The sequence below is a fragment of the Glaciecola sp. XM2 genome, assembly GCF_018595715.1.
Classification (GTDB): domain Bacteria; phylum Pseudomonadota; class Gammaproteobacteria; order Enterobacterales; family Alteromonadaceae; genus Glaciecola.
Genome location: NZ_JAHEOJ010000020.1, coordinates 456,924 through 483,338 on the forward strand (window position 1 = coordinate 456,924; position 26,415 = coordinate 483,338).

Sequence of the window (26,415 nt, forward strand, 5' to 3'; positions counted from 1 at the left end):
AAACGCAATTAAAAAATAAACTTAGGATAACTTATGAGCAATGTCCCAAATGAATTACGTTACGCAAGCACTCACGAATGGGTTCGCGCAGAAGGCGACGGTATCTACACAGTAGGCATTACCGATCATGCGCAAGACCTATTGGGCGATATGGTATTTGTTGATTTACCTGATGTGGGTGATGCGGTCACTCAAGCTGACGATTGCGCGGTAGCTGAATCGGTAAAAGCAGCGTCAGACATCTACGCACCTATTACTGGCGAAATTGTAGAGATAAATGAACAGCTCGAAGACTCATCTGAACTTGTGAACTCTGATCCGTATGGCGAAGGTTGGCTATTTAAGATAAAGGCTGAAGACGAAGCTGAATTAGAGTCTTTGCTCGACGCAGAAGCTTACACCAACTCTATTGACGAAGACTAAATTACCAACGTCGTTATGGCGTTGATATCTGGCTTGCAATAGCGTGTCAGACTAGATGTTTACCAGCGGTAATCGGCAAGCTTTGCTTGCCGTGCTGTTTTTATGAGTCCAAAACTCATGTTTCTACAAACTTTTTTATAGCAGTTACTAAATAAAGGTTACGTAAAATGAATGTTGCAACGAATCCAAATGTAAGTTTGTCATCGGCGAGCTTATCTGAGCTAGAAAATCAAAATGAGTTTGTTCGTCGTCATATTGGCCCTGGCAAGCAAGAAATTGCAGACATGCTTGCAGAGGTGGGCGCAACTTCACTCGATGATTTAATGCAACAAACCGTGCCTGCGGGCATTCGCTTACCAGAAGGGTTAAACGTAGGCGAAGCGCAGCGCGAAGTCGATGCGCTTAGAGAACTAAAAGCCGTTGCCGCTAAAAACGTGATCAATCGCTCTTACATTGGTATGGGATATAGCAACACCCTTACGCCTAATGTCATTTTACGTAACGTACTAGAAAATCCAGGTTGGTACACGGCTTACACGCCTTATCAGCCAGAGATTGCACAAGGTCGTTTGCAGGCCATTCTTAACTTTCAGCAAGCTACCATTGACCTTACTGGCTTGCCTTTAGCGTCGGCATCATTACTGGATGAAGCCACTGCCGCGGCAGAAGCCATGGGCTTGGCAAAGCGTGTTTCAAAAAACAAAAAAGCGAATGCATTTTTTGCCGCTAACACCGTGCATCCACAAACCCTCGACGTGTTAAAAACCCGTGCGGATATGTTTGGTTTTGAGCTTATTGTTGGCGACATGCAAGACGCTGCAAGCCATGATGTGTTTGGTGCCCTCTTGCAATACCCAACAAGCACCGGTGGCTTGGTGGATATTCGTGAGCTGATTGCAACACTCCAAGAAAACCAAGCAATCGTAGCCGTTGCAACCGACCTACTTGCGCTAACCATGATTACCCCTCCGGGCGAGCTTGGCGCAGATGTCGCTTTTGGTAGTGCCCAGCGCTTTGGTGTGCCGATGGGATACGGCGGCCCTCACGCGGCATTTTTTGCTACCCGCGATGCTTACAAGCGTTCGCTACCTGGTCGTATCATTGGTGTGTCTAAAGACACTCGCGGTCGTCCTGCATTGCGTATGGCATTGCAAACGCGCGAACAGCATATTCGCCGTGAAAAAGCCAACTCGAACATTTGTACTGCCCAGGTACTCCTTGCCAATATGGCCAGTTTTTACGCGGTATATCATGGCCCGCAGGGCTTAGCGGCAATTGCCCATCGTATTCACCGCTTTACCGATATTCTTGCAGCAGGTTTACAAGCAAAAGGCCTTAGCCTTAAGCATGATACATGGTTTGATACCATCACCGTAAATGTAGAAGATAAAGCAAGCATAGTGGCAAACGCTCTAGCAAAAGGCATGAACCTTCGCACCGACATCGAAGGCGCGGTGGGTATCTCTTTAGATGAAACCACTTCTCGCACCGATATCGCAGACTTGTTTGACGTGTTACTCGGTGAAGGCCACGGTCAAGATGTCGCGCAGTTAGACGCGCAAATCATTGAGCAGGGCAGTGAGTCTATTCCGGCTGACTTAGCCCGCACAACTGAATATCTAACTCACCAAGTATTCAACAGCTATCATTCTGAAACAGAAATGCTGCGCTACATTAAGTCACTAGAGAACAAAGACTTAGCTCTTAATCATTCGATGATTTCTTTGGGCTCGTGCACCATGAAGCTAAACGCAGTCGCTGAAATGATTCCCGTTACGTGGCCTGAGTTTGGTCAACTGCACCCCTTTGCACCAGTGAATCAAGCGCAAGGCTATAAAGAAATGATTGATGAGCTAAGCGATTGGCTCATTAACATTACTGGTTATGATGCGCTTTCGATGCAACCAAACTCTGGTGCTCAAGGCGAATACACCGGGTTACTTGCTATTCAGCGTTATCATCAAAGCCGCGGCGAAGGGCACAGAAACGTGTGTTTAATTCCTCAGTCGGCGCATGGCACTAACCCCGCGTCTGCGCAAATGGTTAGTTTGAAAGTGGTAGTGGTGAATTGTGACGCTAAAGGCAACGTAGATTTAGAAGATTTGCGTGCAAAAGCTGAAGAAGTCAAAGATAACTTAAGCTGCGCCATGATCACTTACCCATCGACTCACGGAGTGTATGAAGAAACCGTAAAAGAAATTTGCGAGATCGTGCATAACTATGGCGGCCAAGTGTATATGGATGGCGCGAACATGAATGCCCAAGTTGGCGTAACCTCGCCAGGACTGATTGGCTCAGATGTATCGCACCTTAACTTGCACAAAACCTTTTGTATCCCGCACGGCGGCGGTGGCCCAGGCATGGGACCTATCGGCGTAAAAGCGCATTTGGCGCCGTTCTTACCTAGCCATACCTTAGTGAACTTGCACGCAGCAGGCACGGGCGAAGACCTTCAAGGCAACAGCGCGGTTTCAGCTGCACCTTGGGGCAGTGCTTCAATTTTACCTATTAGCTATATGTACATTAAAATGATGGGTAGCGAAGGCTTACGTAAAGCCACCGAAGTGGCTATTTTAAATGCCAACTACGTTGCCAAAAAACTCGAAGGGCACTACCCCATCTTGTACAAAGGCATGAATGGCCGCATCGCCCACGAATGCATTATCGACCTGCGCCCACTAAAAGAAGCCAGTGGCGTAACTGAAATGGATGTTGCTAAGCGCTTAAATGACTATGGTTTCCATGCACCGACCATGAGCTTCCCGGTTGCTGGCACCTTGATGATTGAGCCAACAGAATCTGAAGCAAAAGCAGAGCTAGACCGCTTTATTGAAGCGATGATTTGCATTCGCCAAGAGATAGACAAAGTCCAATCAGGCGAGTGGGATGCTACCGATAACCCACTGCACAATGCACCTCATACACTTGCCGATATTATCGATGCGAATTGGGACCGAGGCTACACCAGAGAGCTAGCCGCATACCCAGTTGCCGCAGTTGCCAAAGATAAGTTTTGGCCAACGGTGAACCGTATTGATGATGTATTTGGTGATAGGAACTTGGTGTGTTCATGTCCGGATTTGGATAGTTATCGGGATATGTAGGTGTTTGTAGTCTAGTATTTAAAAATTAGACATTTGTATTTAAAAATAGACAAACTTCGGTTTGTCTATTTTTATGCCCCTCTATTCAGAAATCTTATAAATAATGCCGCTAGCAATTTCAATTAACTGCTCGTTATTTTTTACGATTCGAAATGTACAGATGTACTTCCCTTTAAATAAGGGCTAGGTTGAGTCATTAACGCTCTAGTCAGAGTCAAGTTGCTTTAGGAAAGTTAAACCATCCATAAGATCACTTTCTTCTATGTTTTGAAATCGAATTTTAACTAGCGCTAATTTTTCAATATCATCAACATCATAATAGAGGTGATCTTCGCATCGAAAGATAATTTTCTTGCGAATAGCGTTAGGTCTATCCGATGACGGTGCAACTATTTCAGTTCTAATATCTACATGCTTTTTGTGACAAGCGGAGCATTCCGCATTCTGAAAATTAATTGTTCTTGCTGGCATAATAAACTCTCACTTGATTAAGTTAATGAAAAGAACTGATTGAAGACAAGTTCAATTGGGCGATCTGCTCTGGACTGAAGCCGTGGCGAAGTAGCTCGAAGTCTTTCATTTGCACTTTAGCCTTTTGGCCTACACCTATGGCTTGATAACTACTGCCACTCGCTGTTTTGATTAATTGATTGTTAGGTGAGATTTCTACTATTTTTGATGTACTAATGTAATCGTTAGTCGCGAATCGGTATGTCATGTCATCAACACAGATCCCCCACAAAATTTTTCCAATCGGTTCTTCATCGTCAAAAATAGAAACGATGTACCAGTCTTTTACTATTGTGTTCATTGACTGCTCACATGCCTTTGAATTGATGGGGTAATGATAGCTGAACAAAATTTAAAACTTTGGCGAAATCGTGGAGGTAATCCTGAGTTTTTATATTACTTAACCCCAAAAGTGTATAACTAATTGTTTTTGTTTGAGTTGTAAAAAATGAAATTTTTCCGCCACATGGATTACCGCGAACATCTGAGTTGTTAGTTAAAGTTGAGACCGTCCAATGTCGGACGGAAAACATAAGGTGATTAACAATGTCATTAGTAACAGTATCAAATAACTCAAATCAAAACTCTGGTAATGGTCGTGGTCCTTCTTCACATCCGGGACCGGGTGGCAACTGGCCCAGTACAACAGGCGGTAAGTCTGGTGGTGGTCGCGGGAATGCGCCAGCAAAAGGTGGTAAATAAGAAGGAAGCGAGGGCGTGTTAGACGCCCTCTATTTGTTTATGAAAAAATACAGTAGCGATAAAGATATCAATAAATTAGTTACCAGAATGTGTAAAATAGGCTGGCGATTTATTAATAGAAAAAAGCATGGGGCTTTGATAACCCCAAATGGAAAGAAAATAACAGTACCTTCATCACCAAGTGATAGAAGAGCATTTAAAAATTTTTCCAACGACATACAAACCATTATTTGCAGGGAGCGCAACTATGTCTGATTTTCCGTATCCAACTCATATAGAGACTTTGAGAACATTTGCCAAGGTTTTAGGTGTAAAAGCTGGTAATAAATATCTTGATGATAAAGCCAAAGATAAAACCGCTGATTATCGTTTGATAAATGAATTTTCCAAGGAGGTTTTCGATTACTTATCAAAAACATTTGGTAATGATATTGGTGCAATACTCAAACAAGGGTTTCATGCATATTTAACGGAATACATGACTCATGTATCAAATATTTACGCTGACGGACTATCTCGAACAGAAATAGGAATAGCTCTTTGTAAGACGTTACTAAGCAAACACGTCGTAAATACAATCGATAGTGCGTTGGGATTAGTTTCAAGCAAAAAGCCATTAAGCGTAGCCTTCTTTTCATTTCAAGAAACCTGTACATCACAAATACTTGCTTGGTTAGAAGAAAATGAGGGAGGCTGGAAACACTATTACAATTCTCTGGAAAAAGAAAACAAAGCAAAAGTTAAAGCTTGGAAGGATGGTGAACATAAACCAGACATTCAATCATTAGTCTTCCTACAATCATGGTCACAAGGTCCTTGGCCTGAACATATTGACTGGCAAAAAGTGAGAGTACTACTTTTTATTGCGTCAATTATTGATCGTACAGTTAAGGAAGAAGGCAGCTCTTTGTTGATAGATGAGTGCCGATTGTTGTCGTGGGGAGCAAAGCCTACCTATGAATTTAGTCAACTAATTCAATCACATCAACAAGCCTATAAGGATAGGATTAGTTATTTGCTGCCATTGGTCGGAGAAATTCAACAGGGGTTGAAGCGAACTATTGTTAAAAACGAAGGGCAATTTGAATATTTTAAAGCCGCAATAGATAAACTTGAGCAACAACTATCTCCCAAAGAGCATAAATCTCACTTTGCATATTGGGTACAGTGGCACAAAGCTAGGATGTATAGCTTGAATGGTCAGCTTGAAGAAGCTAATGCGCTTTATAGGTTTGGGTTTGATGAGTGTTTATACAGAGCTGGTATTAATCAAAAATATATAATTGAAGAGGCAATAGTTGTCGCGGCAAGCCAAGAAAAGCCGGATAAAGTCTTTTTAAAACACTTAAAGAACGCATTGCTGATGTTCAACTATGATATTCCTTCAGTTCAAAGTTGCGAATCATCGAATAAATTTTCTGACATCATTGAAGATTGGGAAGTACAAATCTGGAGATCTTCGTTTTATAAAGTTTTCCCCAAAGCCGGAATGTTTCCCGAAGCGAATACTCCAGAAATTGCGGCTAAAATTGGAATTAATGTTGTTACAGATATTGATGAGATAAAACCAGATTATCGACACCCGAATAGAAAGCTGAAAATAGGAGAAATTTGGAAGAAAATATATCCTCAATTAGTTTGGTTTACTGAGTTGGAAAAAACGGAAGTAGTTGAAAAGCTTTTAAAGCAAGGTGCCGATGTTAATCTGACTAGCAGCTCTGGAGATACCGCAATTTTAATGGCTTTAGAGACATTAAACTTAAGGGAGGTGCCATTAAGGTCTTTAGACGACACTCTGTTTTATCTACTATCAGAATATCCTCACAGTAAAGAAACTATGAACCGTTGTACTGACAAAAAGCGTCTACAGCCTCTTATATCGGCGGTTCAATCTGGTAGACCTGATATTGTTGATAAAGTTTTAGCTATGGGGGCAAACGTTAATAATAGAGGTTTAACTGACAATCAAACCGCATTGAATGCCTGTATAAAGATGATTGGTATAGCTAAGGACCCAAAGCGTTATTGGGACAGTGTTCTTCAAATGCAGTTAACTCCTGAAGTGTTAGATTCGATTAGAAGGGCGAACTCAGGCATGACGGGTTTCACTCTGGAAGATCAGCTACAGTTTCTGTTAGCTCAAAACTCAGATCCAAGGTTTCGACAAATATCACGCTCGTTAATTAACTTAATGTCCGAGAAGCTAGACCAGAGAATTGACATTGTAAATATGAGATTGATTGCGAGTCAGTTAATTGAAGCTGGTGCAAATGTTAATGCTGAACACATTGCTCATGTCACAGGTTATACCCCACTGATGCTGGCGGCAGAACTGGATGAAGTTGGTTTGTTCAACAAAATGCTTAGCAATGGCGGCGACCCACGAAAAACTTACTTCTGCAAAAACACGAAACAGAGTGTCGATTGCTGGCGTATAGCAGAGTATTTTGGCAGCACTAATGTATTAGCTGCATTAAAAGAGATTGAACATTTTTCCCTGAAAACTCTGGGGTAAGTAATTCCCATTGACTTTGTTATTACTAAAAAATGGCTTAAAACCGCTGTTTTTCCTAAAAAGCTGCCAAGTTTAACTGTTTCGTTACTATGAGATTAATCATTAAAATTAATGGGTTAGTAATATTGAGATTTTGGATGCCCGAAAACGATACGGGAACGAATAACGAACAAACTTATACTGGCCACGTATATGATGAGGAATTTGAACTAAACTATATGCAGGCACGATACTATGATCCAGTCATAGGTCGTTTTTATTCGAATGATCCGGTTGGCTTTACTGTAACCGTAGCCCAAACCCCGTCTACTGCCAAGTGATTTAGCACCGCATAATATTCTCTTTGATAACTCATCGAGGACACCATGCGAAAAAAACGCCGAACCAAAGAAGAATGGAAAGCTACGTTAGAAGCCCAAAAGGCCAGTGGCTTAACAGCGCCCGAATATTGCGCTAAACATAAGATCCATCTGCAAACGTTTTATGCCAGAAAAAGCGACATCCTAAAGCCGTGGCCCAAACCCAATCCTAAGGCATGGGTGAAAGTGAGTAAAGATAAGACAGAGTTGACTGCACTCTCGCCGCAGCTAAGTCTGCACTATCAAGGTGTGGTGATTAACGTGTTGCATTCGCCAGAGCCAGAATGGTTAACGGATGTCATTAAAGGCCTTGCCTCATGAAGATGTTTGTCGAGCCTAACGATATTTATCTGCACACAGGCTTCGTGGATTTCCGCAAAAGCATCAACGGCCTGTTAGTGATCATCGAATGTGAGCTTGAGTTGTCCCCATTTGACGATGCAATGTTTATCTTTTGCAATAAAAAACAAGACAAACTCAAAATCGTCTATTGGGATAAAACGGGCTTTGCCATGTGGTGCAAAGTGCTGCAAAAAAATCGATTTAAGTGGCCTAAATTAAGCGACATGAGTCACCTCAGATTAAGCGAACAACAGCTCACTTGGTTGTTAGGTGGCTATGATGTTATTGGGCACAGCACGCTTCATTACACGTCCATGGGCTTATAACTTAGGATCATAAAAACAATTTATTGATCACGATTTAATCTACATAAAATCAGCTATTTAGGGGTGTGTTGAGGTAAAATATGGGTCATGAAAAAAGCCCAGAACACACTGCCGACCGACGTTGCCGCCTTGCAAGAGATGGTACTTAAGTTGCGTGAGCAAAACCAAGCATTAAACGCTAAGAACCAGCGTTTAACCGAGATGTTTCGCTTGGCGCAGCAAAAACGCTTTGGCAAAAGCAGTGATACTTTCGGTGGGCAAGGTGAGCTATTTAACGAAGCAGAAGAGATTGTTGAGCAAGCAGACGAAGCTGATGCCGATGGCAGCGAAACCATCACCTATACTCGCCGTAAAAAACGTGCTGAGAAGATAGCCGATGATATTCCCCGTGAGCGTGTTATTCATGATATCGCTGATGAAGATAAATTCTGCGACTGCTGTGAGCATCCGCTGCATCAAATTGGCGAAGACACGAACGAGAAGATTGAGTTTATCCCTGCCCAAATCAAAGTGATTGTGAATGTGAGACCGAAATACGCTTGCAAAGCTTGCGAGCAGCAAGGGATTCACAATCGCATTAAACAAGCACCCGTGCCGCCAAGCATTATTCCTAAGGGCTATGCAACTCCCAGCTTAATCTCGCAAATTATTACCAGTAAATATCAATACGGATTGCCGCTTTATCGACTAGAGAGCATGTTCGCCCAGTACGGCATTGAGCTGTGTTGGCAAACCATGTCAAAGTGGATGATAAAAAGCGGTAACATCTTCGAAATCTTATACGACATGATGCGGCGAATATTATTGGAGCAACCGGTTATCTTTAGCGATGACACCACCGTCAAAGTCGTGGGCGATAATAAGGCAAAATCCTACATGTGGTTATATGGCTGCGGGGCAGATTCGCCTGCTGGCAAAATAGTGGATAGTGATATTCCTAATATTGTGCTGTTTGATTATAACAGTGGCCGAGGCGGCCAAGTGATAGTGGATTATTTAGACGGTTACGATGGGTACATGCATGCCGACGGCTATCCTGGCTATCATAAAACACAAGCGACCATTGTCGGCTGCTGGGCACATGCTAGGCGCAAGTTCACTGATGCGCAAAAAGCCATGGGCAAAAACAAAAGTGGCAAAATTAACTGGGCGATTAACCACATTAAAAAGCTATATCGAGTCGAAACGCTCATCAAAGATAAAACCATCGATGAGCGCTATCACATTCGCCAAGAGCAAAGCCTGCCATTGCTTAATGAGTTTAAAACATGGCTCATTCAATCTAAAAGCCAAGTGCTAGGACAAACCGACTTAAGCGATGCCATCCAATATTGTTTAAATCAATGGGAAAAGCTTGAGCGTTATACGCTTGATGGACGCCTCAGCATTGACAATAATCGCGCAGAACGATCAATTAAGCCCTTCGTGAATGGCAGGAAGGCATGGTTGTTCTCACAAACTGCAAAGGGTGCTAAGGCCAGTGCGATACTCTATTCAATCGTAGAGAGCGCAAAAGCCAATGGGCTTGTGCCTTACGATTACATCACCCATTTACTCGAAGCCTTTACGCAGCCTGAGCCTGACATCGAGCAATTACTGCCTTGGAATGTTAAGTTAGGTGACGGTCTTTAGGCGACGGTTACGTTTAATCGTTATTCATATGTAGCGAATAATCCTTATAAATATACAGACCCTAACGGGGAAGAGAAACACACCGTTCAATTTTCTTTCAATATAGCTAAAGGGGTAGGTTTAGGTGGGAGTATTTCCTTTTCATACGATACTACACACAATGAGGTTACTTATGATCGTTCTGTAGCTATTAAATCTGGTGCAGCAGGTAAAGCTTCTGGAGGCTACACTGTGACTGAAAGTCCCAGTAAAGCAACGGGTAACTCGTCTTCTACAACCATTACAGCAAACTTAAATCACAGTGGTGCCGTTCAAGTCGGTGACACAACAGTTGGTGGTGGAGGTAGTACTAATTTAGTTGGTATTAAGATTAGTGAAAATGGTGTAGAAAATATATCTGGGCAACCAAATTCTGCAACTGGAGGTATGTCTTCGACTGGTGAAGGTTCTATTACGAACAATGTGGTTGGTGCTGGTATAGATATATCGGGCGATGTTAAAGTACAACAAAGCACAACAATTTCTATTCCAGAAACGATGAACAAAATTAAAGAAATATTAGACTAGAGAAGCTTTTTTAATTGATTAAAGATTTATTTATTAACTGTTCAAGACATATATTCTCCATCCTTACAAAAGGATGGAGTGTGATGGTATTAGTGTTGCTCGGTATAGCAATTCCTATATATCAAGCCTTATGCTTTGACTTGCAGGTAGATTTGAATTTATTACTACGTGTGATTTTGTCTTTGATTGTCGCTATAGGTTTCTATTCGTGTGCTTTTGGTGTATCAAAGTTCATGTCGCAGTTATCGTTGGCAATGTACAAAAGCAATATCGATAACTTTTTATCAATTCTTCAGGTGCTTATAGTAGCTTCATCTGTCGTATTTTATTGGGAATCAATTACTCTGCCAGATTGGAGCACTTATGATGGAGTGTTTAACTCTCACTTGATTCTATTTGCAACATACTATGGTATTGCGTTTTACTGCTTTCGGAGGAAATTTGTCCCTTCTTTTAAAAATGTTAACGAGGAAGGCGATAGCAAAAACTCAGAGTCTATCGGTAAATCACTTGTAATTCTTAGTGCGATTATTGTTCTTTTATTTGCTATTCAATTGCAAAAAATAGATGGTTTAAAATCAGAGCTTTATCTTAAAAGCGTAAAAGATGTTCAGGTTAACCAAATTGTACTTGATGAATTAGGTAGTAATTTTGAGTTTTCATTTGTTGTAACGGGTAAAATTAGCAACGATTACGGTAGGCTGTTATGTTTTATACATTTATTTGTCCATATATAGGCAGCTTTATTCTTTATTTTCGCCTTCAAAGAGATGGTAGTATTTGCAAATGAGGTGACTGAGTGAATATATATGAAACAGATGTTTTAGCGTTAATCTTATTAGCCATTAGCTTAATGATTGGTTTCGGAAGCCTTTCGTCCTTTAGTGTAAGCGCCGGTTCTGGCGGCATTAACGGTTTTGTAAAGAAAGCTGATCAAGATTCCGTTGAATTTAGTCTCAAAAAACGCAATCAAATGATATTAAGTGCAGCATTGTTTGCTTTGTCGGTGATTCTTTTTGTGTTTTTTAGAAATGGTGACGTAGTTTTTACTTTATAACTAAAAAAGATACATAGGCGACCATAACATCTAACTTGAAAAGAGGGATTGTATGAAAGTAAAAACATAGCATGCGCACCTCACTGAAATGCTCCGTGAAGACCGCCGAGAATAGCTACATATCATCCTGGTTTGCAGCGTACTTGTCTTGGCGATTGCACTTGTAGAGGATTTCGGCCGTTAACAAAGCCGCTAGCGGAAAGCCGTTTTATTGTTAATCAGCAAGACGGCTTTGTAATTTCCCCAAAAAACTAAAGCAGTCATAAGTAGAAAATTCCAGTAAACTAAAACGAAGGAGTTTTCACATGCGAAAGTCAAAATATTCAGACAGTCAGATAATGGCTATTCTCAAACAAAATCAGACGGGTACACATGTACCGTGAGCGTACAGTAGACCACATATTTCCAAGTTAAGTCCAACCCTGCAACATAAGACCTCAACTATCAATTGGAGGTCTTTATGCAAAACAAACGACGAACCAAAGCCCAGTGGCTGCAAATTTTGATGAGCAGCAAAATAGCGGTTTAAACATCAAAGCGTTTTGTGAGCGCCAGGTATCAACCTGCAAACATTCCGCGCTCGAAAAAGTGATTGGAAGCACAGAGATAAAAAGCCAGGCCGAGCTTTAGTTAAGATTGAAACGCCAAAGCCTTCGATTAATGAATCGATATTAAAATACTCACCTGTGCTAATGACATTAATATAGTATTTGAATTAAAGTGAATTCGCCATGGTTATATCTGATACTGCAAAGCGAAATCTTAATGCGTTTGGAGCAAAATTTATCCAAGCAACAAGGATGGATTGAGTACTCACTTTATCCGCTGTTTTCTCCTCAGTCGTTAATTGCTGAGGGTAGTGCCAATTATGGCATCGACGTAGCCTTTCCTGGTGAAAGTCGTATTGAGTTTGAAAAAGAAGTGCTGTTTCCGTTAGCAGGCATCGACCCGGCCCAAGCAGATTTGTACTATGAAATTTTAGCCTTACGCGCAAAGCTCTCTTACGCCCGTAACGAAGTCGCGCGCGCATATATTAATGGCGATGTTGATAGGGAAGGCGGCGCTGCATTGGTGCAAAAGTACCTCTTAATGTCACCAGAGCGAGCTTTGCAGAGTATGAGCTTTATTGATAAGTACCGTAGCTATGTCATCAACTATAACTTAGGCAAAGACTTGGTTGCCGACTTTATTGAGCGAAATGGCGGCACAACAGACAACCCTGAAAGACGATGGGAAGTGTTTACATACTTACTCAGCAACCCTTATACAGCAAGCAGTATGGCTAATAAAACCTTAGAGAAATAGCCTGATACGGCTGCTCTGCTTGGGTTTAGTTTTAATTGCCCATCAACGTATCTTAAAGTTACATAAAAGCGGCCACTGGTCGCTTTTCAAACCACCTTATGCGCTAAAAAGCAGTCACCACTAAATACCCTGTGTAAGCGAAGAATACCCCGAGTAACATTGCCCCTTCCACACGGTTGATGCGCCCTTGTTTCTTGATCCCAATACCCATAAAAAAGAGCGCTGCAGTTAGAGCAAGTGTGAGCGTCCAGTCGCGAGATAAAAATATCGGGTCGATATCAATAGGCTGTATCAATACTGCGATGCCGGTAACCACTAGGGTATTGAACATATTTGAGCCAATCACATTACCTAAGGCAATGTCGTGCTCGCCTTTTTTTATTGCAATCAATGAAGATGCTAATTCAGGTAGAGATGTACCTACAGCAACCACCGTTAGTCCTATGACTAAATCGCTCACTCCTAAGCTTTGGGCAACAAATACCGCGCCATAAACCAGCAGGCGAGAGGCAATAATCATCAAAATCAATCCTACCACTAGCCAGAATATAGCGGCCTTGACCGACAAGCTTTGCGTTTCTTGTGTGCCCACTAATGTATCTTTTGGGTGGTGTGATGCTTGCCAAATGGACCAGACGAGAACGGCGAAAAACGCACCGATTAGGCACCAGCCGTCAAATGTACTTAATCTATGGTCAAATAGTTGCCAGCCAGCAAACAATGTAATTGCGAGCAAAACAGGGAGCTCTTTTTTTACAATTTGTGATTGCACAGCGATAGGGCTGACCAGCGCCACTAAACCAATAATTAGCGCGATGTTAGAGATGTTTGAACCATAAGCATTACCCAGCGCCAGACCTGGGTTACCGTCTAATGCGGCAAGCGCCGAAACCGTCATTTCTGGCGCGGATGTACCAAACCCTACCACAATCATACCCACCAGTAACGGAGGCACTTTCATGTGATGAGCTGCCGATGAAGCGCCTCCTACAAAACGGTCAGCACTAAATACAAGCAGTGCCAAACCAATTACCATTGCTAGAACTGCTATGAGCATAAAATTACCTTCCTAAAAGAGGCTTGATCATGGTGTTTATAAAATATCTCCCTCAATGACTGCATTTAACCTTTCAATGATTTCGACAGGCACAGACTTAGAGCACATCAAATGACGAAGGTTTCCGCTGGGTGAATCCATCAAGGTTGCAAACTTAAGCGCTGCCGCATTTTCAAAATGTGCATTGGTAATATAATGCGTGGCCTCTTCAAAGCTCATCAACATATAGTTGGCGCGCTTTGCGTCAATCATGCGCAACATCCCATAGTTGTCTAGCGTCACAGCAGAGCGATTAGGTTCATATTTATTCAACCATGCATCGATTTGCGAACCATATGAATACTGCGTCTTTACAAGTAGGCTTAACGCTCCATCGGCTATTAGTGTTTCAAGGGACGTGTGCAGATGCACCTTATCGGCATCAATACGGCTGACCACAACAAGCGGACGGTCTTGATAGATTGGCTTGGTAAAACGGGCAACCGCTTGTCTTTGCGCTATGGAAAACCACCCAATACCGCAGGCCATAGATTCGTTATACTTGATAACAGATAGCTGCCTATTGGTAGACACTTCGACGTTTCTCACGGGTATGTTTGCCAATCTAAACGCTGCAGCAGAGGGGGTTGCCGTCAAGCCTGTGATGGTATTGTTGTCCTCAGCAAAAATATAGGGTGCTCGCACATCATACATCAGCAAAATTGGCTCAGACGCTGACGCCAAGCATGTTGCTAAGAATATTGCGATTGTAACTAGCGACTTCACATCACTTCCTTTGCTAGAGTAATGCATCAAAGTATAGTCAGAACTGGCGATATTATGTAGAAAACCTATTTTTAGGCCAAAAAAACAACAAAGGCGCTTGATATGTTGCTTTCACTTATTGGCAATTATTGGTAGTTTGAACGAAGACTTTTCAGCATGAGTGCATTATGAGTACGTTAAAAACCCAAATGAACGATAATTCAGTTGAGCATTTTATTCATAATATAGCGCACCCGGTTCGTCAACAGGATGCTCAAATGCTACTCAATGAATACATGCGTATTACTGATGAGAAGCCTAAAATGTGGGGTGATTCAATAGTAGGCTTTGGTGAGTACCGCTATTTAAACGCTGCTGGAAAAGAGCAGTGTTGGATGAAAAGTGCGTTCTCACCGCGCAAACAATACATAAGCGTGTATTTAATGTCAGGGGTTGGCCAGCATGCTGAACAGTTGAGTAGTCTCGGAAAGTTCAAGCATGGTAGAGCCTGTTTAAATATCAACAAGCTAGCCGATGTGGATATAAATACGCTTTATAAAATGATTCAAGAGGACTGGAATTTAATGGGTAAAAAATATCCTCTTTAGTATCCTCTATACCACCACAAATTATGATGCAAGAAATGCTTAACTTCTTTTGAATCAGGCCGTTAACCCTTACATGAAAGAACACTTTACATTGTTGAATAAGCAAGCTGTTGTGCTGACTACCCTGATATTGTCGGTAGGCGCGGCTGTGTTAAATTTGTTCTTTGTCATTAGTGTGTTTGGTAGTGTTAATTTATTCTTGGGCAGCATGTTTGTATTATTTGCTTTGCTGACCTTGCCGCTTCGCTATGCGCTTGCTGTGCTTATCGCTGCTGTTGCTCCTGTCTTATTGTCATATGGAAACTTATTTGTTGTGGGCGTGCATGTACTTGAGTTTGTATGTGTCGCGACTTTATTACGAAAGAAGTTCAGATTTTTAAGCGCCATATCCTTTTTCTGGTTCTTTGTGGGATTACCCGTCACCAGTTTGTTTTTGTATTTCACGCTTTCTCTAGACTTTCAGTCAGCCGTGTTTGTTGCTTTTGCTTTTGTTCTAAGCGCGTATGCTAGCGCGTTCGTGTCGCTCTTGGCAGTTTGGTTATTGCCTCTGCCAATACAGCGGCGTTTCTCAATGCAAGAAACCCCTGAGTTTTCCAAGCTTGTTTTTGAGTTAAATACAGTAAGCGTTATTTTACCCGTTGTGTTAGTCACCTTGTTTTTTGCCTGGCGTTCAGCGCAGCTCAGTGAAGACAGATTAAACGGCGAAATGAGCCAAGCCGTACAAGAATTAAACCGAAGTCTTCAGGGCATGTTTGAAAGCAAAATCCATACCTTGCGAAGCACCGCCGACATTATAAACGCCGGTGAGTTAAACAAAGATGCTATTAATGAAATGCTCAATGCAATTTCGACCACAAGCGTCAACATTGAAAGCATGGTGTTAACCAACAAAGAGGCAACGGTAATTATTGCCGCGCCACAACGATATGCGGCTATGTTGCCCGACCTGTCAGATATAAATATCAATCATAGAAAATACTTTCACGACACCAAGCGCACATTAGCACCTGTAGTTTCTCGTGCTATTAGAGGGCGCGGGTTAGGGAATTTCGATATTGTTGCTATAACGGCGCCAATACTGTTAAACAATGAATTTAATGGATTGTTGCAGGCGGCAATAAAGCTCGATAAGTTCGTAGATGAAAGTGTACTTAACGCGTTTGAAAACAACCAAATTTCAGTTTTGCTTGTTGATGATGAAGATTCTATTATTTATTCTACACCAGCACTCGGCCTGAACCAGCTCGACACTTTTGTTGAAAACTCCGGCCCACACCCGTTTTCAGCGGACCAACGTGCAATGAAAATTAACGACAGCGATTATTTGTATGTCGCGCTTGAAAACGAGAGGGGTTGGAAGATATACGCGTTTACGCCTCCCATCAGAGTGTTTGAGGAAGTAACAGAGTACTTTTTACTTATCATAATCACGTTGCTCTCGAGCATGTTGTTTATCACCATTTTATCTAAAGGCCTTGCGGCCAAAATCGTTATCCCGCTGTTGAACTTAGAAAAAGTCATGAGTGGTAAAGGGGCAGACAAGCGCATAATTGCCGCCTCCAAAATCAGTAAAGAAATGGAAAATGTGACTAATAACGTCATCAAGTACCAGAAGCTTTCTGAAGATTTTCAGAGTGAACTCAAAGCGCAAGTGGAAGATAAAACCCAATCGTTACAAGACCTCAACGAGGCCCTAGTTACGTTATCTCAAACAGATTCATTAACTGGGCTTTACAATCGTGGCGCCTTCGACAGCTTGGCTAAAAATACTTACAAATATTATCAGAGGCATAAAAAGCCATTTACCCTAGCGATCATCGATATTGACCATTTCAAAGAGATAAATGACACCTTCGGTCATGTTACCGGCGACGCGTGTATCTCTGAAGTGGCGCACCTGATCCAAAGTAAATGTAGAAGAGAGACCGATATTGTCGCGCGCTATGGCGGTGAAGAATACATCATGTTGTTGGCCAGTGATCAATATGAAAATCATGATGAATACGTGAAGAGCATTCACAAGTCTATCGAGGAGGGTACCTTTGTATACAATGGTCTTATGATAGAGATGACCGTGAGCGTGGGAGTGCTAAAGGTAAGCACAGATTTCTCGCAAGATTTTATTACGTTAATTGAGCTTGCTGATGAAAAGCTCTATGAGAGTAAACGTAGCGGGCGCAATCGCGTTAGTGTTGGTGAAATTTAAAAATATAGGAACATCTGCAAAACCTTTTCTTTGTACAACGCCTTGTTAATCATACTTCAATAGTTACCACACTTTTTTGACCAAGGTCAGCGCAAATCATTGGCATGAGAAGTCATCAGCGTGCAGATTGCGTTTGATGATCCATCGAAAAAACAAGTGGATTAATCTTTATTTTCGAAAAAATTGAAATTAAATGGAATTTTTTGTGAATACCTGTGGTCTATTAGGGTGTATGACATAACATTTGCAGAATGTTGTAACGTAAGAGCAATTGAGTTGTTGCTTGAACCAAATTCTTAAGTGTTTTGTGTATTTTTCCCTATAGTGTGTTTTTTTAGGCCTCATTTTTATGAGGCCTTTTTTTATGTCTTGCGTTAACGATAAATAGCGGCTTAAAAATACCCTTCGCGCTTTTTCTTTTCCATTGACCCAGTTTGGTCCTTATCAAGCAGTCTTCCTTCTCGCTCACTGGTTTTGCTGAGCATCATTTCAGTGACGATTTGTTCGCGGGTAGTGGCTCGGCTCAATACCGCGCCTGTTTGCGGGTAACACCCTAAGGTTCTGAATCGAATCCAACGTTTTTGTAAGCTGGCTTTTTCTTTCTCGGTTAAATAGGGCAGCATTCTTTCGTCGTCAAGTGCAAGGAGTTGTCCACTATCTTCATCTACCCAGCTCATGCGCTCATCGGCAAAGTAGAGCGGTACAATGTCGATTTGCTCTTGCAAAATATATAGCCAAATATCTAGTTCAGTCCAATTAGATAAAGGAAATACGCGAACCGACTCGCCTTTGTCGATTTGGGTGTTATATATCGACCAAAGTTCGGGGCGCTGCTGTTTAGGATCCCACTGGTGGTCGCGATTACGCACTGAAAATACGCGTTCTTTGGCTCGCGACTTCTCTTCATCACGACGCGCACCACCCAAGGCTGCATCAAATTGGTAAATATCTAAAGCCTGTTTTAAAGCAATCGTTTTCATGTGGTCGTTATATTTGACCGACCCAGACTCAATAGGGTGGATACCTAAATCGAGGGCTTCTTGATTGATGTGCACTTGAATATCAAGGTCGAGCTTGTCACGCAGTTTATCCCTAAACTCACCCATTTCATGGAATTCCCAAGTGGTATCAACATGTAACAGCGTAAAGGGGACTTTGTCGGGGTAAAAGGCTTTGCGTGCGAGGTGCAGCATTACCGTAGAATCTTTACCAATGGAGTAAAACATGCAGGGCTTATCGAAACTGGCCGCGACTTCACGCATGATGTGTATCGCTTCAGCTTCTAGTAGTTTCAGGTGGTTCATGTGCGCCATGCAAAATCCTTGGATACAAAGTGTCTTAGTAGTTAAGCGCTATAGTTTACGTGTAAGTGAGGTGCTTTTAAAGCAACCTCATTAGAGCCGGATCATCTTTCATATGCCAGCATTGCTTATAAACGCGCTTTTATAGTGGGTCGGCAGCGTTAGGATATTCAATCTGCATGTGAGCCGCGTACGCTACCGCAAAGGCTTGCTCTTGAAAGATTTTCAGACCTGTCTCGCCAAACTCTACCGGTATAGGGTTGCGTTTAATAATGGCCTTTAAGGTGCTTGCGTTCATGGTTTGCACGTCAAGGTCTTCAATAAGCTGCAAAGCCGCTTCCATTTTAAACCCAAGACCGCCGCCCGAAAACTTCCCCGACAAAGGTCTTTCTTTAATCATCACCATTTTGACTTTGTAATCGGTCATCAGTTTGGCAAATGAGCTTTGAAAGTATTGTAAATCAGAAGCACGGTTTTGTTTGCTAAATTCAACTTTGCGCGCTCGACATTCAGGAATAGTAAATAATCCATCGCGATATTCTAAGATACTGATGATTGCTTCAGTGCCTTTTATTTCGACGCCACAAATCCGCATGTTGAGCTCCACTGTTGAGTAATTAATATAGATTTTGCAATATGGCGCTCATAATACCGCAAAAATGCCTTTTGTTTATGCCTATTTTTCGTGACATACATCAGATCTATTGAAGGAATTCATGACCTTAGATTGTATAAAGACGCGAACAACTCTATCATGATTAAAAAACTTTTCTGAGCTAACAAACGGACCAACCATGAGTAAAGATGATACCCGCAAATATTCGCGCAAAATTGTAGATGGCACAGCACAAGCGCCGAGTCGCTCAATGCTCAGAGCAGTTGGGTTTGGCGATGATGATTTTAAAAAGCCACAGGTAGGCATTGCATCAACGTGGAGCATGGTGACGCCGTGTAATATGCACATTAACGACCTAGCACAAGAAGTGGGTAAGGGTGTTGATAGTGCAGGCGCTAAAAGTGTTATCTACAACACCATTACCATCTCTGATGGTATTTCAATGGGCACCGAAGGAATGAAATATTCCTTAGTCTCTAGAGAGGTAATTTGTGACTCAATTGAAGCGGTATCGGCGTGTATGGGTCACGATGGTATTATTGCCATAGGCGGTTGTGATAAAAACATGCCTGGTTGCATCATGGGTTTGGCTCGTCTTAATCGTCCTTCCATCTTTGTGTACGGCGGGACCATTTTACCGGGTAAAAATCATACAGACATCGTGTCGGTGTTTGAAGCGGTGGGCGGCCATGCTAGTGGTGATATCCCCATCACGCAGTTGGAAGAAATTGAAAAGACAGCCATTCCCGGTCCTGGCTCATGCGGCGGGATGTATACGGCAAATACCTTGGCTTCTGCCATCGAAGCGTTGGGCATGAGCCTGCCCAATAGTTCGGCACAAAATGCGGTATCCGATAGCAAAAAGCAAGATTGTATCAATGCCGGTAAGGCCATCGCGTACTTATTAGAGCACGATATTAAACCGTCAGACATTATGACCAAAAAGGCGTTTGAAAATGCCATTACACTTATTATTACCTTAGGTGGCTCCACCAATGCAGTACTGCACCTTATTGCGATGGCTGATGCAATCGGTGTTGAGGTGACGCTCGATGATTTTGTAAGAATTGGGGACAAAACTCCAGTAATTGCGGATTTACGCCCTAGTGGTCGTTATTTAATGAGTGAGCTCATTGAAATTGGCGGCATTCAACCGTTGATGAAGCGACTTCTAGATGCTGGCATGCTGCATGGCGACTGTATGACCGTGACAGGTAAAACGATGGCAGAGAACTTAGCCGACGTTGAAGATTATCCAGAAGGCCAAGATATTATTTTGCCATTTTCAACGCCAATTAAGCCCGACAGTCACTTGGTTATTTTAACCGGTAACCTCGCTACAGAAGGTGCGGTGTCTAAGATTACGGGTAAAGAGGGTTTAAGCTTTACCGGCACTGCTAAAGCCTATGACTCAGAAGAGCAAGCATTTGAAGCGATTATCAGCGGTAAAGTAGTGGCAGGTGATGTCGTGGTTATTCGTTATGAAGGTCCTAAAGGCGGCCCGGGTATGCGAGAAATGCTCAGCCCTACGTCTGCTATTATGGGTAAAGGCCTTGGTAGCGATGTTGCGCTTATTACCGACGGACGCTTTTCGGGTGGTAGCCGCGGCTTTGTTGTTGGGCACGTCACGCCTGAAGCGATTGAAGGTGGTCCCATCGCCTTAATTAAAGATGGCGACAGCATCACCATTGATGCACAAACCCGTGAAATAACGCTAAACGTTGACGCCGCCGAATTGGCTGCGCGTAAGGCCCAGTGGCAACCACCTAAACCTCGTTACACTCGCGGTTTGCTGGCAAAATATGCCAAAACCGTTAGCTCGGCCTCTACCGGTGCGGTGACCGATAAAATCTAAATGACCGTACTTACAATTACGATAAGAAAAATAAAGAGATGACTATGAAAAAATGCACAATATCGGTTTTAATCGCCAGCGCTTTAACCTTAAGTGGCCAAGCACTGTCGCAACAAGCGCCACAGAGCGTTAGCGCGAATGATTTTATTGAACTATTCGCAAAATTAGGCGGTGAGTTTCCTGGGATGCGCAAAGCGCACGCAAGGGGTGTTTGCGCCAGTGGAAGTTTTGAACCCTCAAATGAAGCCGCGCAATATTCAAACTCAACACTCTTTTCTCAGACCAGCGTGCCCGCACAAATACGCTTTTCATTAGGTGGAACTGACCCTTCTGCCGATGAGCGCACCCCGGGTACGCGCGGTGTAGGCATTAAATTAAGCTTACCTGACGGTGGTGTTTATCATGTCACAGGTAACAACACTCCAGTGTTCACGGGTAAAGATCCAGAAACCTTCTTTGGTTTTTTACAAACCCTATTGCCAGATGAAAATGGTGTAGTGGATAGAGCAAAGACCGGCGCATACATCGCGGCCAACCCAAGCGTGCAGGCAGCCCTTGGCTTTGCGCAAAGTAACCCTGCGCCTGCCTCTTTTGCTCGCTCAGATTATTTTGGGATTCACACCTTCTTTTTTGAAAATGATGCCGGTGAGCAAACCAAGTTCAGATGGCATTTGAGCCCTGATTTAGGCCAACAAGGTTTAAGCGCAGATGAAGCAGCGACTTTACCTGCCGGCTTTTTGCAAGAACGCCTTACCCAAGAAGTGGCAAGTACCGATGTAAGCTTTACCTTAATTGCCAGCATTGGCAATGAAGAAGATACGGTGATTGACCCATCACAACAGTGGCCAGCAGATAGACCGACCATTACCATGGGTAAATTGACCTTAAGCGCGGTGGGTGGTGATGCATGTAACAATACAAACTTTGATCCCAACGTTGTGCCTGCCGGCATCAAAACCAGTGACGACCCGGTGCTTAAAATGCGCTCACCAGCGTACGGCATTTCATTTGGCAAGCGCTTGAGTAACCAATAGGCGCATTGCTACATGCAAGTTGCTAATGCTTGCCCATGTGGCTCACAACAAACGTACGCGAAATGTTGTGAGCCATTTATTTTAGGGCAGCAGTTCCCCTCTAACCCGCAAGCACTGATGCGTTCGCGCTACAGCGCTTACTGCAAAAAAGATTACGCGTATATCCTGCACACTTATGCCTCACAACAACAATTAGGTTTGACTGTTGAAAGCTTATCCGAGCATAGCGAAAGCACAACATGGCTTGGCTTAGAGGTGGTGGCCGCCAGTGGCAAGCAAGTAGAGTTTAAGGCATATTACCGTCTTTCGGATGGCGTTTATGTGATGCATGAATTGTCTGATTTTGTGCAAGAGCAAGGCAAATGGCGTTATAGCACCGGCAAAATGCTCTCAGATTCTGGCAAACTATCTATCGGTCGCAATGAGTCATGCGTGTGCGGCAGTGGCAAAAAGTTTAAACGTTGTTGTGGCCGTTGAAATAGCAATGCGGGTCAGTTTATGCGCTGAAAAGCCCACAAAGCCTTCGCATTACATCGTTTTTTGTCTACACTTGAATTGTCATAGTAGTGTCAAAAATAGCCCTTAGGCTTTTGGATTTACGCAATTATTGTGCACTGCTGCAAAATTACTTACGGAAGCTGTCATGCTTAAACACGTTTCATTATTTTTTAAAATCTTCACTGTCTCTTTTCTCTTCCTATCAACACTTGCTAACGCAAATCAAATGACGATCGCATTTGGCTCATGTGCATATGACTCAGAGCCGCAGCCAATATGGAATGACATCGCGGCGATGGAGCCGGACTTATTTTTATTCATTGGTGACAATCAATATGCCGACGTACAGTTTGATGATGAAGGGAACCGCATTCGCGGTCCGGTTACCGATCCTGCGCGATTTAAAGAAGCATATGATGCGGTTTGGGCAAAGCCAGAGTTTGCGGCATTTAGAGCCACAACGCCATTTATGGGCACATGGGATGATCACGATTATGGATTTAATGATGCAGGTAAAGAGTTCCCGCTGAAAAAAGAGAGCCAGCAAGCTTTTTTAGACTTCTTTGAATTTGCAAAAGACGACCCGATCCGCCAGCAAGAGGGCATTTACCATAGCAAAATTATCGAGAGTCATGGTCGCAGCGTGCAAATCATTATGCTCGACACACGCTATCATCGTGATGAGTTAAATAGACGCCCTGGTCCTCGCCCTGAAGGCTTTGGTCCTTACCTACCAACCGGTGATAAAGAGCGCTCAATGTTAGGTGATGCCCAGTGGTTATGGTTAGCTAAGCAGTTGCTAATACCAGCAGATGTGAGAATTATTGTTAGCAGTATTCAGGTGGTTGCCTATGAGCATCGTTGGGAAGCATGGGGAACAATGCCTCGTCAACGGGATTTACTCTATGGCTTGATTGATGCAGCCCAAGCTGAAAACGTATTTTTCTTAAGTGGCGACCGTCATCTCATGGAAATCTCAAAAGATACAGGACAAAAAAATGATCGCATTCCCTATCCTATGTGGGATTTTACCTCTAGCGGCATGACCCAAGCTTATCGCCCAGTCTCGGAGCCAAATACCTTTAGGGTCGGAGAGGTAGTTAGAGACACCCATTACGGCATCGTAGAGCTAAAATGGGCCGACAAGCTAGAAGATACAGAGGTGGTATTTACCGCTTATGGGCTGGGGAATAAGGTGTTTGACCAAGCCTCATTTAAACTAGCCGAGCTTTCGTTTAAATAATCAATTGTGATAACCAGTTAGCCTCACGATTTGAACCTACAAAATATGATTAAGGAATAGCATATGAGCGCACAGCCATCAGTCAGCATCGGGACGCCCTTTTCAAAAAGCGCAAAGCGCGTCCTTTTATGTGGCGGGGGAGAATTGGGTAAAGAAGTGGTGATTGAGCTCAAACGCTTAGGCTGTGAAGTCATCGTGCTGGACCGTTACGAAAACGCTCCGGCGATGCAGGTCGCAGACCGCAGTCACTGCATTTCAATGTTAGATGAGAAGGCGTTACGGGCAGTTGTGTTAGAAGAAAAGCCTGATTTTATTGTGCCTGAAATTGAAGCTATCGCCACCAGTGCCTTAATGGCGCTAGAGCAGCGTGGGTTTAATGTAGTGCCCAGTGCCAAAGCTGCCCACCTGACCATGAACCGTGAAGGGATCCGGCGTTTAGCCGCTGAAGAGCTAAATCTACCCACCTCAAATTATGAATTTGCAGAGACGTGGGAGAGCTTTGAAGATGCCGTAGAAACCATCGGTTATCCGTGCATTGTAAAGCCCATTATGAGCTCTTCTGGCAAAGGGCAATCGTTGCTGAAAAGCTCAGAAGATCTTTCCCTTGCATGGCAATACGCGCAGGAGGGAGGCAGGGCAGGTAAAGGTAAGGTGATTGTTGAATCGTTAGTGGATTTTGATTATGAGATCACGCTTTTGACCATCGTGCACCGCGACGGAACATCATTTTGTGAGCCTATTGGACATAGGCAAGAAGAGGGTGATTACCGTGAGTCTTGGCAGCCACAAGCGATGAGCGGCGAGGCATTAGAGCGAGCAAAAGACGTCGCAAGCAAAGTGACAAACGCACTTGGCGGGCGAGGCTTGTTTGGTGTGGAGTTATTTATCAAAGGACATGATGTGTATTTTAGCGAAGTATCTCCGCGCCCTCACGACACCGGCATGGTAACGCTGATTTCTCAAGATTTATCTGAATTTGCTTTACACGCGCGCGCATTTTTAGGATTACCAATCCCAAACATTCATTTTCATGGGCCGTCAGCTTCTGTTGCGTTGTTGGTCGAGGGTGAGTCTACTGACGTTTCGTTTAGCAATTTAGAGCATGCTTTAAGTCAGCCTAATACCGACCTAAAACTTTTTGGCAAACCAGAGGTAAATGGTCGCAGACGCATGGGGGTCGCACTCGCGCGTGCAGCAAATACCGATGATGCTGTGCAAATCGCGAAAAATGTTACCGACTCAGTCACCATTCACCTTGGCGATTAGCATAAGTAAGAGCGATTCTAGGAGCACAATGATGATAACGCGCATCGTTTTACCCCCCTTTGACTTGCAGACTCTGCTTACTAATACGGCGAGGGGTTAAGGATGAGGCATGTCTAACAAAGAGTTAAAACGTCTAGTGGCAACATTAGAGCGAGATATTACTTTTGCTACCAGTAGCGATGATATTCTTCGCGCTGCACAGAAGGCGAAGAACTTCCGCCGGCCCCTTGTATATAATCACAAACAACCTATCGCAATTGGGGCAGCTGCGAGTCTAATTGCCCTGATATGGATAATGGCGCCCACATTAGGCTGGTCGTTTTTACCGCGTTGGGATGTTAACGGAAATGAGTGGGTTGTGTTCACCAACATTATCTTCATCATCATCGCTATTTTTTGCTTCAGCCGTGTGTTTCTCGATAACCGAAAGGTAGCACAAATCGCCAAGCTGGCTTTTCAAAAAGATGCATTACTAGATAACAATTTGCGCATCAAAGCTCCATTTAATGCTCAAGAAATGCAAATTCGTTTTGCTGAGTTTGATAGAGGAAACTACACACGCTTGTTCAAGCAGGTGATAGGGGGCGAGTATAAAGGTGAATTTCACACCTTTACCTTTGACTACTACCACTTTCATTATGTCGATAAACGCACAGAAACCTACGTGACAAGCTCCAATGGCAGGACCCAAACCAGAACGCGCACGGTGTATGATAAATTTGACCGGTACGGTTTAATCATCCCTTTTAAATATGCTAAAAGCCTGCAAATTTATCGATTTAAACCACCAAGGCTTTATCCGCAGAGCTACTCCACAGGTTCGTTGCGTTTTGACAAACTATTTACGGTAAGAAGTGTGGATGAAATGCAAGCCGCCAAGTTTTTTAAGCCTGCGGTGGTGGTGGCCCTTGAGGAGGTGGCAAACCTATTTCAACACCTCAATATAGAGATAGACGCGACCGGTTTAATGTGTTTTTCTTTTGCAAATAAGAACATGATCATGGGCAACCAACGCTATGATTTTACAAAACCCGTTGAGTTTTATGATGAACTTGCTGGGCAAACTAAGTTACGCTTATTAGATCGCGCGCTTAGAACAATTGAACAAGTGCTCAGGCACTCTGACAGCAATTTTTAAGGAGTTA

Annotated in this window: 27 protein-coding genes; 21 read left to right on the plus strand and 6 right to left on the minus strand. The window is 43.2% G+C overall.

The features are described 5' to 3' along the window. The first annotated feature begins 33 nt into the window (after positions 1–33). Both gcvH and gcvP read left to right on the plus strand, forming a co-directional pair. Positions 34–423 carry a glycine cleavage system protein GcvH gene (gene gcvH, locus KJ365_RS06655; RefSeq protein ID WP_214450840.1) on the plus strand — a complete coding sequence of 130 codons (390 nt, stop codon included), beginning with the start codon at positions 34–36 and terminating at the stop codon, positions 421–423. Positions 424–590: 167 nt separating this feature from the next. Next, on the plus strand, positions 591–3,527 hold the full coding sequence (gene gcvP, locus KJ365_RS06660) for an aminomethyl-transferring glycine dehydrogenase (protein ID WP_214450841.1): 2,937 nt from the start codon (positions 591–593) through the stop codon (positions 3,525–3,527). A 204-nt stretch (positions 3,528–3,731) separates the two neighbouring features. Here the strand turns inward: gcvP and KJ365_RS06665 are convergent, their stop codons facing one another. Next, complete coding sequence (locus KJ365_RS06665; protein ID WP_214450842.1) at positions 3,732–3,998, minus strand: hypothetical protein; 267 nt, start codon at positions 3,996–3,998, stop codon at positions 3,732–3,734. 22 nt (positions 3,999–4,020) lie between these two features. Further along, complete coding sequence (locus tag KJ365_RS06670) at positions 4,021–4,338, minus strand: hypothetical protein (protein ID WP_214450843.1); 318 nt, start codon at positions 4,336–4,338, stop codon at positions 4,021–4,023. A gap of 245 nt (positions 4,339–4,583) precedes the next feature. Between KJ365_RS06670 and KJ365_RS06675 the strand changes: the two genes are divergently transcribed. From KJ365_RS06675 to KJ365_RS06725, 11 genes are all read left to right on the plus strand, one after another. Next, positions 4,584–4,739 carry a hypothetical protein gene (locus KJ365_RS06675; protein ID WP_214450844.1) on the plus strand — a complete coding sequence of 52 codons (156 nt, stop codon included), beginning with the start codon at positions 4,584–4,586 and terminating at the stop codon, positions 4,737–4,739. A gap of 15 nt (positions 4,740–4,754) precedes the next feature. Further along, positions 4,755–4,994 (plus strand): hypothetical protein, encoded by a 240-nt coding sequence (locus KJ365_RS06680; RefSeq protein WP_214450845.1) that lies wholly within the window; start codon positions 4,755–4,757, stop codon positions 4,992–4,994. Next, positions 4,987–7,254 (plus strand): ankyrin repeat domain-containing protein, encoded by a 2,268-nt coding sequence (locus tag KJ365_RS06685; RefSeq protein WP_214450846.1) that lies wholly within the window; start codon positions 4,987–4,989, stop codon positions 7,252–7,254. Before KJ365_RS06680 ends, KJ365_RS06685 begins: the two co-directional genes overlap by 8 nt. A 125-nt stretch (positions 7,255–7,379) precedes the next feature. Next, the gene (locus KJ365_RS06690) at positions 7,380–7,574 is read left to right on the plus strand and encodes an RHS repeat-associated core domain-containing protein (RefSeq protein WP_250884057.1); all 195 of its coding nucleotides are present in this window, start codon (positions 7,380–7,382) and stop codon (positions 7,572–7,574) included. Between the two features lie 45 nt (positions 7,575–7,619). Then, positions 7,620–7,934: an IS66 family insertion sequence element accessory protein TnpA gene (gene tnpA / locus KJ365_RS06695; protein ID WP_214450848.1), complete on the plus strand. Its 315-nt coding sequence runs from the start codon at positions 7,620–7,622 to the stop codon at positions 7,932–7,934. Further along, a complete protein-coding gene (tnpB, locus tag KJ365_RS06700) occupies positions 7,931–8,281 on the plus strand; it encodes an IS66 family insertion sequence element accessory protein TnpB (RefSeq protein ID WP_214450849.1) in 351 nt (116 codons plus the stop codon). The genes tnpA and tnpB overlap by 4 nt, the downstream gene beginning before the upstream one ends. Positions 8,282–8,368: 87 nt before the next feature. After that, positions 8,369–9,913, plus strand: a complete 1,545-nt coding sequence (gene tnpC / locus KJ365_RS06705; protein ID WP_214450850.1) for an IS66 family transposase — start codon at positions 8,369–8,371, stop codon at positions 9,911–9,913. Positions 9,914–10,144: 231 nt separating this feature from the next. Then, complete coding sequence (locus KJ365_RS06710) at positions 10,145–10,480, plus strand: hypothetical protein (protein ID WP_214450851.1); 336 nt, start codon at positions 10,145–10,147, stop codon at positions 10,478–10,480. Positions 10,481–10,560: 80 nt separating this feature from the next. After that, on the plus strand, positions 10,561–11,217 hold the full coding sequence (locus tag KJ365_RS06715; protein WP_214450852.1) for a hypothetical protein: 657 nt from the start codon (positions 10,561–10,563) through the stop codon (positions 11,215–11,217). Positions 11,218–11,279: 62 nt separating this feature from the next. Beyond that, positions 11,280–11,537: a hypothetical protein gene (locus KJ365_RS06720; protein ID WP_214450853.1), complete on the plus strand. Its 258-nt coding sequence runs from the start codon at positions 11,280–11,282 to the stop codon at positions 11,535–11,537. A gap of 720 nt (positions 11,538–12,257) precedes the next feature. Further along, the gene (locus KJ365_RS06725) at positions 12,258–12,842 is read left to right on the plus strand and encodes a hypothetical protein (RefSeq protein ID WP_214450854.1); all 585 of its coding nucleotides are present in this window, start codon (positions 12,258–12,260) and stop codon (positions 12,840–12,842) included. A 103-nt stretch (positions 12,843–12,945) separates the two neighbouring features. Here the strand turns inward: KJ365_RS06725 and KJ365_RS06730 are convergent, their stop codons facing one another. Further along, on the minus strand, positions 12,946–13,899 hold the full coding sequence (locus KJ365_RS06730) for a calcium/sodium antiporter (RefSeq protein WP_214450855.1): 954 nt from the start codon (positions 13,897–13,899) through the stop codon (positions 12,946–12,948). A gap of 36 nt (positions 13,900–13,935) precedes the next feature. Further along, positions 13,936–14,664, minus strand: a complete 729-nt coding sequence (locus tag KJ365_RS06735; RefSeq protein WP_214450856.1) for a transporter substrate-binding domain-containing protein — start codon at positions 14,662–14,664, stop codon at positions 13,936–13,938. A 167-nt stretch (positions 14,665–14,831) separates the two neighbouring features. Here KJ365_RS06735 and KJ365_RS06740 point away from each other — a divergent pair, with 167 nt between their 5' ends. Next, a complete protein-coding gene (locus KJ365_RS06740) occupies positions 14,832–15,251 on the plus strand; it encodes a DUF1801 domain-containing protein (protein WP_214450857.1) in 420 nt (139 codons plus the stop codon). Positions 15,252–15,324: 73 nt separating this feature from the next. Beyond that, positions 15,325–17,457, plus strand: coding sequence for a sensor domain-containing diguanylate cyclase (locus KJ365_RS06745; protein WP_214450858.1), 2,133 nt, complete (start codon positions 15,325–15,327; stop codon positions 17,455–17,457). Between the two features lie 392 nt (positions 17,458–17,849). Here KJ365_RS06745 and cysD read toward each other — a convergent pair whose 3' ends face one another. After that, positions 17,850–18,770 (minus strand): sulfate adenylyltransferase subunit CysD, encoded by a 921-nt coding sequence (gene cysD, locus KJ365_RS06750; protein ID WP_214450859.1) that lies wholly within the window; start codon positions 18,768–18,770, stop codon positions 17,850–17,852. Between the two features lie 130 nt (positions 18,771–18,900). After that, positions 18,901–19,353: a DUF3010 family protein gene (locus KJ365_RS06755; protein ID WP_214450860.1), complete on the minus strand. Its 453-nt coding sequence runs from the start codon at positions 19,351–19,353 to the stop codon at positions 18,901–18,903. Between the two features lie 199 nt (positions 19,354–19,552). Here KJ365_RS06755 and ilvD point away from each other — a divergent pair, with 199 nt between their 5' ends. The 6 genes from ilvD (at position 19,553) to KJ365_RS06785 (ending at position 26,408) form a co-directional block, all read left to right on the plus strand. After that, the gene (gene ilvD, locus KJ365_RS06760; protein WP_214450861.1) at positions 19,553–21,229 is read left to right on the plus strand and encodes a dihydroxy-acid dehydratase; all 1,677 of its coding nucleotides are present in this window, start codon (positions 19,553–19,555) and stop codon (positions 21,227–21,229) included. A 44-nt stretch (positions 21,230–21,273) separates the two neighbouring features. Beyond that, entirely contained in the window at positions 21,274–22,263 is a 990-nt protein-coding gene (locus tag KJ365_RS06765) for a catalase family peroxidase (RefSeq protein WP_214450862.1), read from the plus strand. Between the two features lie 12 nt (positions 22,264–22,275). After that, on the plus strand, positions 22,276–22,740 hold the full coding sequence (locus KJ365_RS06770; RefSeq protein WP_214450863.1) for a YchJ family protein: 465 nt from the start codon (positions 22,276–22,278) through the stop codon (positions 22,738–22,740). Positions 22,741–22,987: 247 nt separating this feature from the next. Further along, entirely contained in the window at positions 22,988–24,004 is a 1,017-nt protein-coding gene (locus KJ365_RS06775) for an alkaline phosphatase D family protein (RefSeq protein WP_250884058.1), read from the plus strand. 63 nt (positions 24,005–24,067) lie between these two features. After that, positions 24,068–25,270, plus strand: coding sequence for a formate-dependent phosphoribosylglycinamide formyltransferase (purT, locus tag KJ365_RS06780; RefSeq protein ID WP_214450865.1), 1,203 nt, complete (start codon positions 24,068–24,070; stop codon positions 25,268–25,270). Between the two features lie 109 nt (positions 25,271–25,379). After that, positions 25,380–26,408: a hypothetical protein gene (locus tag KJ365_RS06785; RefSeq protein ID WP_214450866.1), complete on the plus strand. Its 1,029-nt coding sequence runs from the start codon at positions 25,380–25,382 to the stop codon at positions 26,406–26,408. The last annotated feature ends 7 nt before the right edge of the window (positions 26,409–26,415 follow it).